The organism is Alteromonas portus (assembly GCF_005117025.1).
Lineage (GTDB): Bacteria > Pseudomonadota > Gammaproteobacteria > Enterobacterales > Alteromonadaceae > Alteromonas > Alteromonas portus.
On record NZ_SWCO01000002.1, the window covers coordinates 233,746 to 252,602 of the forward strand.

General features: G+C 44.2%; 15 protein-coding genes. 7 read left to right on the forward strand and 8 right to left on the reverse strand.

The window, feature by feature from the left end; translation table 11 throughout:
* The first annotated feature begins 6 nt into the window (after positions 1–6).
* Complete coding sequence (locus tag E5672_RS05130; protein ID WP_136781216.1) at positions 7–819, forward strand: alpha/beta fold hydrolase; 813 nt, start codon at positions 7–9, stop codon at positions 817–819.
* Positions 820–1,009: 190 nt separating this feature from the next.
* Here the strand turns inward: E5672_RS05130 and glgC are convergent, their stop codons facing one another.
* Positions 1,010–2,296, reverse strand: a complete 1,287-nt coding sequence (gene glgC / locus E5672_RS05135; RefSeq protein WP_136781217.1) for a glucose-1-phosphate adenylyltransferase — start codon at positions 2,294–2,296, stop codon at positions 1,010–1,012.
* Positions 2,297–3,072: 776 nt separating this feature from the next.
* Here glgC and E5672_RS05140 point away from each other — a divergent pair.
* On the forward strand, positions 3,073–3,606 hold the full coding sequence (locus tag E5672_RS05140; RefSeq protein ID WP_136781218.1) for an SRPBCC family protein: 534 nt from the start codon (positions 3,073–3,075) through the stop codon (positions 3,604–3,606).
* Between the two features lie 76 nt (positions 3,607–3,682).
* Positions 3,683–4,837: an MFS transporter gene (locus E5672_RS05145; protein ID WP_136781219.1), complete on the forward strand. Its 1,155-nt coding sequence runs from the start codon at positions 3,683–3,685 to the stop codon at positions 4,835–4,837.
* A 1-nt stretch (position 4,838) separates the two neighbouring features.
* Here the strand turns inward: E5672_RS05145 and E5672_RS05150 are convergent, their stop codons facing one another.
* The 7 genes from E5672_RS05150 to E5672_RS05180 form a co-directional block, all read right to left on the reverse strand.
* Positions 4,839–5,822 (reverse strand): transposase, encoded by a 984-nt coding sequence (locus E5672_RS05150; protein ID WP_136781220.1) that lies wholly within the window; start codon positions 5,820–5,822, stop codon positions 4,839–4,841.
* A 276-nt stretch (positions 5,823–6,098) separates the two neighbouring features.
* Entirely contained in the window at positions 6,099–6,995 is an 897-nt protein-coding gene (locus E5672_RS05155) for a hydroxymethylglutaryl-CoA lyase (protein ID WP_136781221.1), read from the reverse strand.
* 4 nt (positions 6,996–6,999) lie between these two features.
* Complete coding sequence (locus tag E5672_RS05160) at positions 7,000–9,018, reverse strand: acetyl/propionyl/methylcrotonyl-CoA carboxylase subunit alpha (protein ID WP_136781222.1); 2,019 nt, start codon at positions 9,016–9,018, stop codon at positions 7,000–7,002.
* A complete protein-coding gene (locus E5672_RS05165; RefSeq protein ID WP_136781223.1) occupies positions 9,008–9,808 on the reverse strand; it encodes an enoyl-CoA hydratase/isomerase family protein in 801 nt (266 codons plus the stop codon). The genes E5672_RS05160 and E5672_RS05165 overlap by 11 nt, the downstream gene beginning before the upstream one ends.
* A gap of 11 nt (positions 9,809–9,819) precedes the next feature.
* On the reverse strand, positions 9,820–11,427 hold the full coding sequence (locus E5672_RS05170; protein WP_136781224.1) for a carboxyl transferase domain-containing protein: 1,608 nt from the start codon (positions 11,425–11,427) through the stop codon (positions 9,820–9,822).
* Between the two features lie 255 nt (positions 11,428–11,682).
* Positions 11,683–12,852 (reverse strand): isovaleryl-CoA dehydrogenase, encoded by a 1,170-nt coding sequence (locus E5672_RS05175; RefSeq protein WP_136781225.1) that lies wholly within the window; start codon positions 12,850–12,852, stop codon positions 11,683–11,685.
* Positions 12,849–13,256 carry a MerR family transcriptional regulator gene (locus E5672_RS05180; RefSeq protein WP_136781226.1) on the reverse strand — a complete coding sequence of 136 codons (408 nt, stop codon included), beginning with the start codon at positions 13,254–13,256 and terminating at the stop codon, positions 12,849–12,851. The genes E5672_RS05175 and E5672_RS05180 overlap by 4 nt, the downstream gene beginning before the upstream one ends.
* Before the next feature lie 352 nt (positions 13,257–13,608).
* Here E5672_RS05180 and E5672_RS05185 point away from each other — a divergent pair, with 352 nt between their 5' ends.
* The 4 genes from E5672_RS05185 to E5672_RS05200 all read left to right on the forward strand — a co-directional run bounded on the left by E5672_RS05185 (position 13,609) and on the right by E5672_RS05200 (position 18,810).
* Positions 13,609–14,784, forward strand: a complete 1,176-nt coding sequence (locus E5672_RS05185; RefSeq protein WP_136781227.1) for a thiolase family protein — start codon at positions 13,609–13,611, stop codon at positions 14,782–14,784.
* A 93-nt stretch (positions 14,785–14,877) separates the two neighbouring features.
* Positions 14,878–16,041, forward strand: coding sequence for an alpha/beta hydrolase family protein (locus E5672_RS05190; protein WP_240692165.1), 1,164 nt, complete (start codon positions 14,878–14,880; stop codon positions 16,039–16,041).
* Positions 16,034–17,269, forward strand: coding sequence for a kynureninase (gene kynU / locus E5672_RS05195; RefSeq protein WP_136781228.1), 1,236 nt, complete (start codon positions 16,034–16,036; stop codon positions 17,267–17,269). Before E5672_RS05190 ends, kynU begins: the two co-directional genes overlap by 8 nt.
* Positions 17,270–17,373: 104 nt before the next feature.
* The gene (locus E5672_RS05200) at positions 17,374–18,810 is read left to right on the forward strand and encodes a diguanylate cyclase (protein WP_240692166.1); all 1,437 of its coding nucleotides are present in this window, start codon (positions 17,374–17,376) and stop codon (positions 18,808–18,810) included.
* The last annotated feature ends 47 nt before the right edge of the window (positions 18,811–18,857 follow it).

The window sequence follows — 18,857 nt, forward strand, 5'->3', positions numbered from 1 at the left end:
GTGTTGTTGTCTGCGTCAGAGTTGAGTTTTCATTTTGCCCATGCAAACGGGTTTCCTGCAGGAAGCTATAACGCCATGTTTTCGGCGTTACCCAGTCACTTTAACCGTCTGCACGTTGAGCGCTTTGGTCACGACCCCCAGCTACCGGTAAATGGAAACTGGCGCAACCAAGTTCAAGAACTCATTAAACACATAAAAAGAGAAAATACCGACCCCCGTGGCGTATATGGTATTGGACACTCATTTGGTGCTGTAATCACCTACATGGCTGCGTGCGAAGCGCCTGAACTATTCAGAGGCGTTATATTGTTCGACCCTCCATTAGTAGTTGGACCGTTAAGTTACTTCTTCAAATTTGCGAAACATACGCCGTTAATCAACAAGTTGACACCGGCGAAATTAGCGCAAACCCGTAATACTAGTTGGCCAAGCAATACGGATATGGTGGCCTACTTTCACAGCAAAGCGCTGTTCAGAGATATGGATAAACGGTGTGTACGGGACTACGTTAAGTCTGTAACGGCTGAAAAGGGCGACAGTATTTCGCTTACGTTTCGGGCGGATGTAGAAGCTGCGTTGTTCCGCAATGTTCCGCACAACCTAGGCAAATACAAAGGGAAGCTGAAGTGCCCGGCGGTGTTGGCTACGGGTAGCAAAAGTAATGTGTGTAAGCCAGAAATGTATTCGCGTCTTTTGAAGCACAATGCTATCGAACACGCTGTTTTAGAGGGGGGACATATGTTTCCGCTGGAGCATCCCGAGGCAGTGGCGAGCTTTATAGAGCATACGCTCGTGCAATGGAATAGTGAGGAGTTATAGTTCTGCGTATTGGGTCAGTGTATTGATTTAATCCAGTGCCGTGATTAAAAATAGTTGCTTAATGGGATAATGGGAAAGGTTCTGGGCGACTAGATTCGTCGTCATCTTTATATTCGTAATGCGTGTGGCACAGTCAGATTGAAATTGGTGTTTAAAACCAACTTCAATCTGGGTGCTTTTAAAACAATGTTTAATCGTGCTTTCTTGGTTTGCTAAGCCCACCTACAGGCTGCCCTAGCATCTCACGTGTAACCAGCACCACGCCTTTTTCAGATACGCGGAAACCTCGAGCTCTGTCTTGTTCATGATCGTAGCCAATCGTAGTTCCCTCAGGTATCACACAACCGCGGTCAATGATGACCTTTTTCAATTTACAATGGCGTTTAATTTCAACGTCAGGAAGAATAACGGCATCTTCAATAAGGCCATAAGAGTGCACGCGCACGTTGGAAAAGCAAATAGACGAGCGCAGTGTAGAGCCAGATATGATGCAGCCGCCAGATACCACAGAGTTTATTGCTTCACCTCGTCTGTCATGATCTTCCCAAACAAACTTTGCAGGTGGAAGTTGTTCCTGGTAGGTCCAAATGGGCCATTTTCTGTCGTACAAATTAAGCTGCGGTACAGGCGCAACCATTTCCATATTCGCTTCCCAGAAAGAGTCGATGGTACCTACATCACGCCAGTAGGCGTTATCGCCACCACTTTGTTCAAATGGATAGGCGTACACTGGGTGGTCGGCAATAATTGAAGGAATGATATCTTTACCAAAGTCACGCTGAGAACCCATGTTTTCAGAGTCGACTCGAAGTTGTTCGAACAAAAATTCGGTGTCGAATACGTAGTTGCCCATGGAGGCTAGGCAGCGAGTTGGATCATTAGGTAGCGGAGTAGGGCTGGCTGGCTTTTCTTCAAAACCATTTATACGGTAATTCTCGTCAACTGACATCACGCCAAACGCGCCTGCGGCTTCTTCTAAGGGCACAGACATGCATGAGACAGTCATTTTCGCACCGGATTCCTTGTGCTTAGCAAGCATATCGCCGTAATCCATACGATAAATATGGTCACCGGAAAGGATCATGACGTACTTGGGAAGCTCATCGCGAATAATATCGATATTTTGGAAAACAGCATCGGCCGTTCCCTCGTACCAACTATCAGAAAAGCGCTGTGATGCGGGTAGAATTTCTACCGATTCACCCAGTTCTTTTTTAAAGTGCCCCCAGCCTCTCACAAGGTGACGAATGAGTGAGTGAGACTTGTACTGAGTCACTACACCAATTCTTCGGATGCCTGAGTTAACACAATTTGAAAGGGGAAAGTCGATGATTCTAAATTTACCGCCGAAATATAGCGCCGGTTTGGCTCTCCAATTAGTTAGCTCGTGCAGTCGTGAACCTTTGCCCCCGGCGAGAATAAGCGCATATGTATCGCGAGTAAGGTTACTGATGTAACGAGAGCTTTGATCTGCCATTTCCTAAAAACTCCTGTAAAAAAGCGACAACTGTGTATCGATAGAATTATAAAAAGAAAACGAAGTGTTGCGATTGAGTGCGCTATGCATGATAGGCCCGTTTGAACAGACTTTCCTGATAACCTAAACCCATATTACACAAGATATTTTATAATAACAGCCGGATTTTCCTGCTTTGTGATGAAATGGTTAAATTTATGTGGCTGGTACGATCTCTTAGCAAGACACCCATCATAAACTCAACTTTTTTCATAAAAAGCCCTACGAAATAAACCTAAGAAAGACACCTAAGAAAGACACCCACCCTTTGAGTATAGAAGATAAACAAGACACCCATCGAAAAATCCAAGAGAATTAAAACAAGATCCACTCAAAAGAGTGTTTTGGTGCTTCGTTATTATGAGATGGTAATGTGTAGTTAGCCCCTAGCAAGAAGCCCTTAGCAAGACACCCATCACAACGAAGTCCTTAGAGCCCTTAGCGAGACACCCACCACAGATGAAGTCCTAAGCAAAGCAGCTACAAATAATGAAGATTTTAGCTATTCAGAAAGCTCACTATTGATATAGGGGTATTGAGGTGGGGCTAAGCTTTCAAAGACATCCACGATAAAATTGTAAATAACACTACTATGTAGAAAAGCTGCTAACTGCGATGAAAATGTTCAGATGGGTGTCTATATAACGTGAAAATCAAAATAGAGGTAAATGCAACTTTAAGTGACATTTGTTAATTAGATGTTATATTTAAACGACTGGTTTTTCTTGGAGTGTCAGATGGGAGCATTAAAAAAACTACTAGTTGTAGTAGGTGTCGTAATTCTATTGTTTGTTGTAACAAGCTTTTTTATTCCGAATGACTACAGCGTAGAAAGGAAGGTTAATATTGATGCTCAGCCAGCGGAGATATATCCGTATGTTGTGGATTTAAGAGAATGGCAAAAATGGGGAGTGTGGTTCAAACGTGATCCGAGTATGAAACTGAACTACTCTGGCCCAGATAGAGCAATTGGCATGCGTTCGGAGTGGAAAAGCGAAACTGAAGGGAACGGCGAAATGGAAATTACCCAGTTAGAGCACAATAAGCGTGTGCTATACAGGCTATATTTTCCTGATTTCGACATGGGGTCATCGGGCGTGGTTGAAATTGAGTCTACAGCTGATGGCTCTGTAGTTACTTGGCGAGATGAAGGTTCAGTTGATAATAACCCAATAAACAAATTTTTTGTTCTAATGATGGATAGCATGGTTGGACCCGACTTTGAAATGGGGCTTGAAAACCTTAAAGTGCTTGTGGAGAACAATGGTTAACTAGCATTGGGCTCTGATCTAGTAATATTAACGTACCGTAATATAAATAATTAAATTACGGTACGCGCCATCGTTCATGAAAGAAAAAAATCTCCTTGTTGCTGGTCTGTCGCTGAATAAACTCGCTGATCTACTTATTTCAGCTAAAACAACGTTAACGGCAATTCTTGTGAGCGTCGGGGCTCCGACTTGGATGATAGGGTGGTTGGTACCCATCAGAGAATCGGGAGCACTTCTTCCACAGGTGCTCCTTAGTATTTATCTTCGCAAACACACCCAAAGACATATCGTTTGGCGCATAGGTATGGCTGTGCAAGCGTTTTCTGTACTAGGGATGTTGTTGTCGGTCGTATTTTTCTCTGGTTTCACGGCGGGAGCGCTGCTTCTTCTGTCGCTGGTTTTTCTTAGTCTAGGTCGGTCTGCTTGCTCATTAACAGTGAAAGACATGGAGGCTGATGTCGCGAAAAAGGGAGAGAGGGGAAATTTAATCGGAATAGCGTCTACCGTCTCGGGTGTGATAACTCTCTTAATTGCAATACCTCTTGTTATTTTTGATGAATCACTATCTTCAAATGTCCTACTGCTTATTCTAAGCGGAAGCCTTCTCTCATTTGTTCTTACGTTGATATGTATTTGGCCAGTCAAGACAGAGGTGAACACCGATTCCGACGAAGGGAAAACATTCAGTATCAACTTTGACTCTACTGTTTATAAGTTTATTTTCGTAAGGGGGCTTTTTGTACACTCGGCACTTGTGGCTCCCTATTTCATGATTGAAAGAGGTGGAGACGCGAAAGAACTACTTCCTATTTATATCGGCGCTGAAGCTCTGGCCGCGCTTTTATCTTCGATTATTTGGGGAAGAATTGCAGATAAAAGTGCTAAGTTAACTCTTCAGTTATCTGGTTTTCTAGCGTTAAGCGCATGTGGAGCGCTTCTTTATTTAGAATCAACGTCTATTACTGTTTCTGCAATTCTATTTTTTCTACTTTCAATTGCTCACACAGGTGTACGAACAGGTAGAAAAACATATAGTTTAGATGTCAAAGATGGCCATGAGCGAACCGAACTTGTCGGCTTTTCTAACACTGCAATTGGAATAATACTGTTATCTTTTGGTGCGCTCTATGCTGCGCTAACCCCGGTTCTACCGTTTTCTATTGTATATATAATGACAGGTATGCTAGTGATCGCAATCGTTTCGACACTCATCCTTCCCTCTGAAAAGTAGCCTAAAAAGGGTCGAAACAATTTGCGGCAGATTTTTGTTTTGCCATTCGCTTCCTATTGGTATGTTGTTTAAACTGTTGCATTGACGCCGTGTCACCAGCGGCGAAAGAAAATGCATCCTCAAAGTTTTTGATAATTTGCGCCCATTGCGGTTTGCGCATTTCAATTAGCTCAATTTTATTATTATTTTCCATGGGTTTAGTGTTTTCGTTGTTGTTATCAAGTAGTTCAATTGAGTTATTTAAAAGCGCACAATAGCTATGTAGGGTGAAATTTAAACCGCGTTGGTTTTTGCTCATTCTTTGGCTTCTGAATGGCATTAACCCTCTTTCGGATTTATTTTTTGAAGTGCTTGAAGTTAGCCTTTTGTGAATGCTGGTGTGAAGCGAATTCTTCAAATCTGTTGCAGCTCCAGCTCGTATTGGGTTTAAATCAACGTATGCCATACACGACAATAAAGCCTTTTCCGTTAACAATGCCTGCGAGCGAAAGCGGCCTTCCCAAAAGCGACCTGTACAGTTATCTTCTTCGTTGGCTTTCCTTGCGATAAACTCGTTCAAGTTTCTTATGAACCAACTGATGTCAAAGAGCCTTTTTCTATACACTTCAGCGGTACTTTTAACCGTCTCTAATTCACTATCATTAAGTAACTCGCCCTTCATATATTTTCGAGTCAGAATAGTGCCTCTGTGCATTTGATGCCATTGCTTTAATACAGTGTTTATAGACCAGGAAAGAGCCGCGTTCTTATTGACACATAAAATAACATGTACATGGTTGCTCATTACTGCATAAGCACAAATATCGATGGCGAAAACCTTGCTTAAGAACAAAAGCCTTTTTTCAACCCATGCTTTTCTGTGTTCGTAACTGACATTGCTAATGCGATCGTATCCGCAAAGGTAGCTACGTCTTACGCAGCGAGAAATACAATGGTAATAAGGCGTGTCTTGAAGACTAATAAGAGACTTTCTACTTTGGGCCATATCCAATACATTCAGCGTAGTGATTTATATAGACCTTACCATCACATACGTAGCCCTGTGACCTGAACGAAAGGGCGGTTTTACCTTTGAATATTGGCTTTAGCGAAGACACCCACCCTAAGTTGTCCAGCCTCTTAACAAACTAGGGGTTACTTAGACATCCATTATATTGAAAAAGGAATTACACAGACACCCAATATATTATCGTCATGTATGTTGAGGGATGGGTGTCTACGTAACTAAGAAAGATGAATTAAAAGTAGTTATTAAAAATAGCTATTTTGCCAAAAGCGCACTTGCCACTTTCGATACGGGAGAGCGGCCTAGAAGCTCTGCAATGTAAGCAGACGCTTTTAGCAACGTTGGCATGTCTACACCTGTCGATATACCCATACCGTTTAACATATACAGTACGTCTTCAGTTGCAACATTTCCACTTGCACCCTTAGCATAAGGGCAGCCGCCAAGGCCTGCGATAGCGGAATCAATGGATGAGATGCCATATCCAAGGGCAGTGTATAAGTTCACTAGTGCTTGTCCATAAGTATCGTGAAAATGGGCAGCAACTTTGCTGACATTGACCTCTTTTAAAACGTCATCTAATAGCAGTTTTGTAGCCATTGGCGTACCTACACCGATAGTATCGCCAAGAGATACTTCGTAACACCCCATGTCGACGAGTTCTTTACTAACCTGTGTAACGGCATCAGGTGGAATTTCACCTTCATAAGGGCAGCCCATTACGCACGAAACATAGCCCCTAACTTTTATGTTGTTTTTGTTGGCTAGGGCAAACACGGCCTCAAAACGTTTTAAGCTTTCGCTTATAGAGCAGTTAATGTTCTTTTGAGAAAAAGACTCAGAGGCAGCTCCAAATACAGCAACCTCTTTTACGCCTGCATCAATTGCTGCTTCCAAGCCCCTTAGGTTGGGTGTCAATGCAGAATAATGAATCTTGTTTTCGGGGTTAAGCGCCTTAAAAACCGCATCAGAGTTCGCCATTTGCGGCACCCACTTTGGTGACACAAAGCTACCCGCTTCAATACGGTTAAGACCGGTTTTAGAAAGAAGCTGGATAAGCTCAATTTTTTGATCGACACTCAAAGTTCGCTTTTCATTCTGAAGGCCATCTCGAGGGCCTACCTCAACAATACTCACTTCTTTGGGGAACATTACATTAAACCTCAGCAGCTTCTTTAGCCGAGAACGCCAATAGCGTGGCGCCACCGTCAACTAATTCACCAGGATTGAAAAAGAACTCCTCCACTGAACCGTCGTGTGGGGCGATGATGCTGTGCTCCATTTTCATCGCTTCCATAACTAGTATAGGCTCGCCTTTTTTGACCAACACACCCTTTTCGACCAAATGCGCCACTATGGTTCCGTTCATTGGGGCACTGAAATTGGCATCATTACCATCACTGCTATCATCACCTAGCGATGCCGAGATTATGCTGAAGTTAGCATGGGTGTCTTTGTTGAAGAGTGTAAACACGCCATCATTATCTGAATACGTAAAGGTTGATTTGTATCCATTAATGGTTGCTTGCAAAGCTCTATCTATAAGCTTGCCCTTTACGTGATAGGAATTGTCCCCTACAGATAGCTCCCAAGCATCTTCAGTTCCGTGGCGCTGGTGTTTGACCTCAACATGCACTTCTTCTTGGTTGCAAAGCAAAGTAAGAGTTTCTGTATGATTTGCGTTGGCGCGCCACGCCCCGGCGGTTGACCACACTGGCGGGGTTTTATTACTTCCAGAAACTTTTCTATTTAAAAGCGAAAGCAATGCCATTGCAGGAATGTTAGCGTGGGTGTCATCGTTAGGTGCATCCAGGCTTATCGTGCTAAACAACGAATCATGGTGTTTCTCCACAAATGTAGTTGTAAGCTCAGCAGCAACGAATGCAGGGTGGGAGGAAACTCGCTTTAGGAAGTCGATATTTGTACTTACACCGTCAATGTAGTAATCACCCAGTGCACTAATTAGGCGCTTTAGCGCTATCTCACGGCTCTCTCCCCAAACAACGAGCTTGGCAATCATAGGGTCGTAAAAAACGCTTACCTCATCACCTTCAACAACACCTGTATCAACGCGAACTACGTCATTTTCTTTTGGTGTGCGTAGCAGGCACAGCGTGCCGGTAGAAGGGAGAAACTCGTTGTTCGGATCTTCGGCATAGATACGCGCTTCGAATGCGTGTCCTGTTAACGTAAGTTCATTTTGTTGTTTAGGAAGGGACTTTCCTTCGGCAATAGTTAATTGCCAGTGAACCAAATCCTCACGGGTGATCATTTCTGTCACAGGGTGCTCTACTTGCAAGCGTGTGTTCATTTCCATGAAGTAAAATGAATCGTCTTCATCAAGTAAAAACTCAACGGTTCCCGCACCTACGTAATTGATGGCTTTCGCCGCGAGTATCGCCGCTTCACCCATTTTTTCTCTCACAGACTGAGACATGTTGGGGGCAGGGGCTTCTTCAATAATCTTTTGGTGGCGGCGTTGAACCGAACAATCACGCTCGAAAAGGTATACGCCGTTGCCATGGGTGTCACAGAAAACTTGAATTTCAACATGACGAGGGCGCGTCAGGTACTTTTCAACCAGCATGTGGTCGTCACCAAAGCTCGCCATAGATTCACGTTTGGCTGCGTTTAATGCTTGAGAAAACTCTTTTTCACTCCAAACTTGGCGCATGCCCTTACCGCCACCGCCAGCAGCAGCTTTTAACAGCACGGGGTATCCCATTTCATCTGCAGCGCCTTTTAATACTGCTTCACTTTGATCGTCGCCATGATAACCCGGTACCAAAGGAACACCTGCTTTTTCCATAATGTGTTTGGCAGCAGACTTAGACCCCATCGCTTCAATTGCAGATGCTGGTGGGCCTACAAAGATAATATTGTTTTTGGCGCATAGATTTGCAAATTCAGCATTTTCTGAGAGAAATCCGTAGCCTGGGTGGATAGCGTCTACACCAAGGTTCTTCGCTTTCTCAATGATCAACTCGCCTAGTAAATAACTTTCCTTTGATGGAGATGGCCCAAGATAAACAGCTTCATCGGCCATTTGAACATGAAGGGCATTTTTGTCGGCGTCAGAGTAAACGGCTACCGTCTTTATACCTTGAGCGTTGGCTGTCTTTATAACGCGGCATGCAATTTCACCACGGTTTGCAATTAGTAGTTTATTTATCATTGTTAACCTCCACCCATGAAGCACTGCGCTTTTCTAAAAAGGCTGACAGACCTTCTTGACCTTCTTCAGAGGTCCTGACTTGTGCGATAAGTTTGCTCGTCTTGGTGAGAAGGGCATCGTTAATCTCTTGCGTAGACACCCATTGCACTAAGTCTTTTGCTTTCGCCACTGCTTGGGGGCCGTTTTTCAGCATGTTTGATAGAATATTGTCGATAGTGCTATCGAGTTCGTCTTCTGTTACTGATTCGCTCAAAAGTCCAAGTCGTCTTGCTCTGCGCGCAGAAAATACTTCAGCGGTCTGGAAGTAGCGTCGGCACACTCGTGCACCCATTGCTTCGACAACGTAAGGGCTGATAGTTGCTGGAATAAGGCCAATTTTAACTTCACTTAAGCAAAATTTACTGAGCTTGCTTCCAATAGCAATATCGCAACATGCAATTAAACCAACAGCACCGCCAAAAGCTGCGCCTTGTACTCTTGCTATTGTGGGCTTCGGCATTTTATAAAGCGTCTGCAGCATGGTTGCTAATGCAAGTGCATCACTTTCATTTTGCGCTTCGGTATAACTGGCCATTTTTTTCATCCAGTTAAGATCGGCCCCTGCACTGAAACTTTTGCCTTCTGCTTTTAAAATAAGCGCTCTAACGTTTGCGTCTTCACCTGCTTTCTTAAAGGCGCGAGTAAGCTCGTTTATCATTTCGTCGTCAAAGGCATTATGTTTTTCAGCTCTGTTTAAAGTAACAGTGGCAATGTTTCTTTCATCTACGCTGTAAATCACTGATTGTTCCATTACCTGCACTCCTACATTCTAAATATGCCAAATTGGGTGTCTTCGATAGGCTTGTTAAGCGCCGCTGAAAGCGATAGACCAAGCACTAATCGAGTATCCGCAGGGTCAATAACGCCATCATCCCAAAGCCTTGCAGACGCATAGTATGGATGCCCTTGTTTTTCGTAAGTATCGATGACAGGCTGTTTAAATGCCTTTTCTTCTTCTGCAGACCATGACTCGCCTGAGCGCTCTTTTTGGTCGCGCTTAACCTGAGCGAGAACGCCAGCAGCTTGTTCACCACCCATTACAGAAATTCGAGCGTTTGGCCACATGAAAAGGAAGCGTGGATCATAGGCTCTACCGCACATGCCGTAGTTACCTGCACCGAAACTTCCGCCGATAAGCACTGTGAGCTTTGGGACATTCGCACATGCAACGGCGGTCACCATTTTTGCACCGTGTTTTGCGATCCCACCGTGCTCGTATTGCTTACCGACCATAAAGCCTGTGATGTTTTGCAAAAATATGAGAGGGATTTTTCGCATGGCGCATAGTTCGACAAAATGAGCACCTTTAAGCGCACTTTCACCGAAAAGTATGCCGTTATTAGCCACAATGCCTACAGGGAATCCGAAAATGCGGGAAAAACCACAAACCAAGGTTGTGCCGTAAAGGGGCTTGAATTCATCAAAATCTGAATCATCCACAATACGTGCAATAATCTCTCTAACATCGTATGTCTGACGACTATCAGCAGGCACAATGCCGTAAATTTCTTTGGTGTCGTAGCGTGGAGGTTTTACCTCGGCCACGTCCAGGCATTCTGGCTTCTTTCTGTTTAGTCTAGAGACAGCATTACGCGCCAATGAAAGCGCGTGGTGATCGTTGTTAGCAAGATGGTCGGCAACGCCCGAAATTCGAGTATGAACGTCACCGCCCCCAAGCTCTTCTGCGGTAACCACTTCACCTGTTGCAGCTTTAACAAGCGGTGGACCGCCTAGAAAAATAGTCGCTTGCTCTTTAACGATAATACTTTCATCAGCCATGGCGGGAACATAAGCACCACCTGCCGTACAGGAACCCATTACTACCGCAATTTGAGGAATATTCTTAGCAGACATATTCGCCTGGTTGAAAAATATGCGGCCGAAGTGGTCTCTGTCTGGGAATACATCATCTTGGCGAGGTAAGTTAGCACCACCTGAATCCACTAAGTAAATACAAGGTAGGTTATTTTGCTCTGCGATGGTCTGAGCGCGAAGGTGCTTTTTCACGGTAAGAGGGTAGTAAGTCCCGCCTTTTACAGTAGCATCGTTAGCTACAATCATACACTCGATACCAGCAACAATACCTATACCGGCAACAACTCCAGCACAAGGTACATAGTCCTCATAGACTTCCCATGCAGCCATTTGGCCTATTTCCAGAAAGGGCGTGTCTGGGTCAATCAGTGCGTTGATTCGGTCGCGAGGTAAAAGTTTTCCTCGAGAAACATGGCGTTCAGCAGCTTTTTCACCGCCACCTTGGCAAATTTTTTCGATTTTTTCGAGGAGATCATTTACCTGAGCCTGCATGTGTTCGGCGTTAGCAATAAATGTTTCAGATTTCGTATTTATACTTGAGCGAAGAACGGGCATAACCCCTCCTTGTATTGGGCATAGGCGACGGCTGCCGCGTTAGCCACTAGTTAGCAAGATGATTAGCAAGACACCCATGCTAAGCGCTTTCGCTGCGTTGGGTGTCTTTGCAATTCATTAGCCTATTAATAAAATTCAGCTTTTTTAAATCTGCTTTATATAGAGTATGGTGGGTGTCTTGCTAATTTCTAAGAAACAAGGAGCGTCTACTTTTTCCATGTTTCAAACAAATTATTTTCCACCCTAAACTCTGTATTATTTCGATTCGTTAAATAGCTCGCGGCCTATAAGCATTCGACGAATTTCAGACGTTCCCGCGCCAATTTCATAAAGCTTGGCATCACGTAATAAGCGTCCTGTCGGGTATTCGTTGATGTAACCATTACCGCCAAGTAGCTGAATAGCATCTAGCGCCATTTTGGTAGCTAGTTCCGCTGAATAAAGGATAGCGCCAGCAGCATCTTTTCGCGTTGTTTCACCGCGATCGCATGACTGTGCAACGGTGTAAACATAAGCGCGTGCGGCATTCATTTGCGTGTACATGTCAGCTACTTTGCCTTGTACTAACTGGAATTGACCAATTGATTGGCCGAACTGCTGACGGTCGTGAATGTAAGGAACTACGATATCCATGCACGACTGCATAATGCCTAGCGGGCCACCTGATAAAACCAGGCGCTCGTAATCCAGGCCGCTCATAAGTACACGAACCCCTTCACCTTCTTTGCCAAGAATGTTCTCAGCTGGTACTTCACAATCTTCGAAAACTAATTCACAGGTATTAGATGAGCGCATACCCAGTTTGTCGAGTTTCTGTGCGCGGCTAAAGCCAGGGAAATCGCGTTCTACGATAAACGCTGTGATCCCTTTTGGACCCGCATTAGGGTCGGTTTTCGCGTAGATAACAAAGGTATGTGCATCAGGGCCGTTAGTGATCCACATCTTGTTTCCGTTGAGGATGTATTTATCGCCCCGTTTTTCAGCCTTCAACTTCATGCTCACAACGTCCGAACCTGCATTAGGCTCACTCATTGCCAGTGCACCAATATGCTCACCGCTTACTAACTTAGGCAGGTACTTTTCACGCTGGGCATCATTACCATTTTTAAAGATCTGGTTAACGCAAAGGTTGGAGTGTGCGCCATAACTCAGACCGATACCACCTGATGCGCGGCTAACTTCTTCCATCGCGATAGTATGCGCCAGGTAGCCCATGTCAGAGCCTCCGTATTGCTCTGAAACAGTAACGCCCAACAAGCCCATATCGCCAAGCTTTGTCCACAATTGGTTTGGGAATTGATTATCTGCGTCTGCCTGCTCTGCAAGAGGAGCTATCTCTTTTTGAGCAAATTGATAGACCTGATCACGCAACATCTCAATGTCTTCGCCAAGTCCAAAATTTAGAGTAGGGTAGGAGGTATTCATGCGATATTTCCTCGTTTTAATTCTGCGAGTTCTTCACGGCAACGTGCTTCAACATCATCCAGTTCAGTCATCAACATCTGGATATCTTCTAATTGCTGTTTAAGCACCGCTCTTTTTTGTTCAGTCATTTCAAGCATGGCTTCTAACTGAATTGCCGAATTTGGATTAGTGTCGTACATGTCGAACAGTGTTTTGACTTCAGCAAGGGAAAATCCTAGTCGTTTTCCTCGCAAGATTAGCTTTAAGCGCACTCTATCCTTGTTGAGATAAACGCGATTTTGCCCCGTTCTTGAAGGCGACATTAGCCCTTGCTCTTCGTAAAAACGAATTGAACGGGGAGTAATGTCAAACTCTCGAGCGAGTTCGCCTATTGAATATGTTGTTTCGTCATCGTACTTGCTCATTACACGTACCTTGTATTTCAGCGCTGTTTAACACCTTTGTTTAAACGTGGGTGTCTTTGTAATTAATTTCTCTGTAGTAGGTTGGGTGTCTTTGCAATGGCACTATCGTTTTAAGGTCGACGGTTTTATATACCGCTACATTAAAACGTAGTGTTTGGTTGACACATACTTAGTACAGGTTTACGTTAACGTTAATTACATTTTACGTTAAGGTAAAGTAACATTTTGCTAACGTCAATTTTTCATGGTGAAGGCAGGGCGTTGTAGCTGTTAAGGGTGTTTACTTTTGTATACATCTATGTGGCCTTCTTCACTTAACTCTATAATTTATATGAATATTAAGGGCATGGTTATGAGTAACGAATCAGTAGTTATTGTTGCGGCTAAGCGCACGCCAATGGGTGGTTTCAACGGTAATTTATCTTCACTTGCTGCGACCAAACTTGGAGAAGCTGCTATCAAAGCAGCCTGTGAAGGGGTGGATGTCTCTGTAATTGACGAAGTCATCATGGGGTGTGTATTACCTGCTGGTCTTGGTCAATCTCCAGCACGACAAGCGTCACTGGGAGCGGGACTTCCGCTAAGTGCAGGCGTGACAACAATCAACAAGGTATGCGGCTCAGGTTTGAAAGCGGTAATGATGGCGCACGACCTAATCAAGGCTGGCAGCGCGACGGCAGTAGTGGCGGGCGGAATGGAAAGCATGAGTAATGCGCCATATATGTTGCCTAAAGCTAGAACAGGATATCGTATGGGTCATGGTCAAGTACTCGACCATATGATGCTTGACGGTCTAGAAAATGCCTATGACGGCAAAGCAATGGGCTGTTTCGCGCAAGATACTGCTGATGAAGAGAATATTTCTCGCGGCGAAATGGATGAGTTTGCGCTGAGTTCATTATCAAAAGCACACGAAGCGATTAATAGCGGTACATTCAATGATGAAATTGTTCCAGTTACAATTTCTTCTCGTAAGGGCGATACTGTTGTTGATACCGATGAAGGCCCAGGTTCCGCTCGCCCTGAAAAAATCCCTACACTAAGACCTGCTTTCAAAAAAGACGGTACGGTCACGGCTGCGAATTCAAGTTCAATCTCTGACGGTGCGGCGGCATTGGTTGTAATGAGCGAAAGCAAAGCAAATGAACTTGGTCTAGCACCGCTTGCGCGTGTGGTTGCTCACGCTACAAATTCTATTGAACCTGAAAATTTCACTGTTGCTCCTGTAGGTGCAATGGAGAAAGTGTTAAATAAAGCCGGTTGGGCTAAAGAAGAAGTCGATTTATTCGAAATTAATGAAGCATTTGCCATGGTGACCATGCTGGCAGTCAAAAAACTTGGACTTGATGAAAGCAAGGTGAACGTAAAGGGGGGTGCTTGTGCATTGGGTCACCCAATTGGTGCTTCGGGTGCGCGCATATTAGTAACGCTGTTGCACGCGCTCAAGCAACGCGGTGGTCGAAAAGGTATCGCATCTTTATGCATCGGTGGTGGTGAGGGTGTAGCGCTCGCCGTTGAAATGCTCTAGGTTGAAGACACCGTAAATATGTCAAAAAATTAATCATAGAGTGCCACCATATAGTTGGTACTCTATGGTTAAATAAAAATAAAACTGAGCATTATGAAATTTCCTTTCAAGCCAACTTGCACTGCGGCGCTAACAGCGCTCATTACTTGTTCTTCCATAACATATACACACGCAACTGGGCAGCAGAACGTAAATAGCCATCTTAATTACAATGACACCCATGCGAGTAATTACAATGACACCCATGCGAGTAATCGTAATTACAAAGACATCCACGTTCGCGAACTAGATTCAGGTTCTAATGACACCCACTCAAATTTAACATCGAGTATTCATACCCAAGTTTCGTCTTCTGCGTTGGGTGTCTTGCTAACAACTTCAAATTACAAAGACACCCACGTTAGTGATGGTGAGTTATCTCTAAATGAAGCTTCGAATGACACCCATGCAAAAAATCATAAAAACGCAAAATCACGCATGCTGACTCAAGTGGCGTATTCTGCGTTGGGTGTCTTGCCAACAAGAGAGCATGATACGCAGTTCAGCTATGGTGAAGACCCGCTACAGACTGTGTATGTCTGGCATGGCCATGACGGTGCGCAAAGTGAGGTGTCAGGAAACGCAGTTATTTTTGTGCATGGCGGATGCTGGCTAAATGCGTATGGATACGACCATGCCAAAGGGTTTTATTCTGCCTTGGCGGAGTTAGGGATGGGTGTCTATGTAATGGAATATCGGCGTGTTGGTGACCAGGGCGGTGGGTGGCCTGGCAGTCTTAATGATGTAACAAGTGCGATGAAAGCATCGATAGATAAAATTGTAGCAACAGGCAAAAACCGCAATATTTATGTGGTAGGGCATTCTGCAGGTGGTCAACTTGGCCTGCTTGCCGCACAGCAACTATCGGGCAGTGACTGGGGCAAAAACATCAAGCAAGTGATAGGGCTTGCCGCTATAACAAATATGCAAAGTTACGCCCGCGGAAAAAATAGCTGCCAGACGGCCACACCTCAGTTTATGGGAGGAATGCCGTCAGACAAAGAATTTGAATACCAAGCGGCCACCCCTGTGGCTACTGATATCCAGCCTGCGGTAATATTACTGCAAGGCAATGAAGATAGCATTGTACCAGAACACCACGCTACAATGCCCGGCGCAAAAAATAGAATAATAACAAATGGCGGTCATTTCGACTGGCTACACCCCGACTCATCATCCTTTGATGCTTTACTTGAGGTTTTAGGTGAACATGATTAATAAGGTTTTTTCTGCCAAGCAGCTTGATGAAAAAGATCCACTTTTTAATAAAGCGGAAGCTTTTTCACTGCCAAACGATACTATCTATCTTGATGGTAATTCACTTGGCCCCTTGCCGATAAACGCTGAAAAGCGTGCAAGCGAAGTGGTTAAGGAACAATGGGGCGAGGGACTTATAACAAGTTGGAATAAGCACCAGTGGATTTCATTGCCTCAGCAGGTGGGAGACAAAATAGGCACGCTTGTTGGTGCAAAACAGGGGCAAGTAATATGTTGCGACTCGATCTCTATTAACCTGTTCAAAGTCCTAAGCGCTGCATTAAAAATGCACCCTGAAAGAAAAGTTATTGCCACAACAAGGAATAACTTCCCTACCGATATTTATATGGTGCAAGGCTTGCTGGATCTGTTGGGTGATGAATACAGTATTCGTTACATTGATGAAAACCATGTTGGTGCCCAGCTAACCGATGACATTGCAGTACTAATGCTGACTCAGGTCAATTTTAGAAGCGGCTTGAAACTTGATATGAAAGATATCACTGAACAAGCGCACAACAAGGGAATTCTTACGCTGTGGGATTTGGCGCATAGCGCTGGTGCGTTTCCGGTGCAGTTGGATGAATGTAATGTAGATTTCGCAGTAGGCTGTACGTATAAGTATTTGAATGGCGGCCCAGGCGCTCCGGCGTTTATTTACGTGGCTCGCCGCCATCAAGCGGCATATAAACAGCCATTATCGGGATGGATGGGCCATAGTTCGCCGTTTTCTTTTTCTCCAGACTACGTACCAGATACCTCTGTAAAACAAAACTTGTGCGGAACCCCCGGAATTATTGGCATGAGTATATTAGATGCAGCCCTAGATGTGTTCGACGGTGTTTCACTTAAGGCTATTGATGAAAAATCAAAGAAACTCCAAGCTTTCTTCATTGCTGAAGCTAAACGGGCGAATCTTCTAGAGGAACTTAAAGTTGTAAGCCCGCCACTGGATAATAGAGGAAGCCAAATTGCGTTTGCACATGAAGACGCTTATGCAATTTGCCAAGCATGGATTGCACAAGGCGTTATTGCAGATTTTCGCGCGCCCAACATTCTTCGCGTTGGCTTCGCACCTTTGTATTTAAGTTTCGCTGACGTTGAAAAAGCCGTATCGTCATTGGCGACGATTATAAAAGAAAAACACTACGATCAGGATATATTTAAGCAGCGACAGAGTGTTACGTAGCCAAAAAATGACGTTTTAAGCGAATTTATTGCATTTTTTGTATTTACCCTTAATACTTCGCGATTGACTTGTTGTTGATCTATTTACATTTTTTGGGTGTGCAGTTGAAAAAAATAAGAAAATATCTGCTCAGCACAGTGCTGTTACTGGTGTACTCTTTTTTTAGTACGCTTTTGCTAGCGGCATCCGAGCAGCCCTTCGTCTCTCAAAAAACTAACGAAGTAACGTATTGCATCGATCCAAATTGGGCACCTTATGAAGCGATAAGAAACGGCATTCACGTGGGAATTTCAGCCCAATACATGCAGCTTATCGCGGAACTTGCAGACCTTAAGTTCAAGCTGGTTCCAACACAAAGTTGGCAGGAAAGCTTAGAATTTGTTCAGCAAGGTAAATGCCAAGTCATTCCAATGTTGAACACCTCAGATTACCGCAAGCAGTTTTTAGATTTTAGTGTGCCGTATTTTGAAGCGCCAAATGTATTAGTTGCCCGAGCAGGAATGCCCATGTTGCAAGGCTATTCTGGCATTGGTAATCGAACGGTTGGAATTGTTCAGGGCTACCGTCAAGTGGAGTACATTTCCCGCCATTACCCTGGTTTAAGACTTAAACTCATCCCGTCTGAAGAAGAAGGGTTAAAGCAGCTTGCAAACGGGGAGTTCGATGTGATGGTAGGCTCGCTTATGAGCGTGAATATGCACATTAACAACCTTGAACTCGAAGATTTAAACATTGTAGGTTACGCTGAACCATTTGATTCACTCGCGTTTGGCATTAACAAGTCATATAGCTACTTGGTAGACAAATTAAACTTCGCTATAGAGCGCATTCCCGAGACGCGAAAAGTAGAAATTTATAAACAGTGGAATAATGTGCAAATTCGATATAGCCGTAACTACACTGTCATGATATTAACTTTATTTATTGTGTTGATGGGTCTGTTATGGCTTATATCAAGAAATCGTCATGTTGGCGGTTACAAGCGCATTATTCAGCAAAAGAATGAGGAAATAAGCGCGCTTCAAGCTACTTTGCTGGAAAAGAACAAAACATTAGGCTTTCTTTCGGCGCACGACAACATTACGGGGTTGTATAACCGGAATCACATGATCCAACGTGCGGAAGAAGAAATAACACGTTTTCACCGTTTTCATACCACGGCTACCTTGATTGCGATTGATTTGACGCCAGTTGATGAAGGCTTGTTTACTCACGATCACGCTATTCGGGAAGAAGTATTAAAAACGGTAGCCCAAAATTGTCTTAATACGGTAAGAGAGGTAGATGTTGTATCTCGGTTCAATGGTGAGCAGTTTGTTATCCTCTGCCCACAAACCCAATTAGATTCAGCAAAAATTCTCGCCGACAGGCTACTTGAATGCTTAGTAACGCATTACCTTTTAGGCGATAAGTTTAACGTCGCCATTGGTATGTCTGAACTGCGAGACGCAGAAGAGTTCCCCGATTGGCTAGAACGCACCATTAAAGCCTTGTATCAATCTAAGCGACAAGGCTATGGTAACGTGAGCATTGCCCAGTAGAGAATAAGCATTAAACGTCTTGCTTGGAAGCGAAAGGAGCTTAGCTT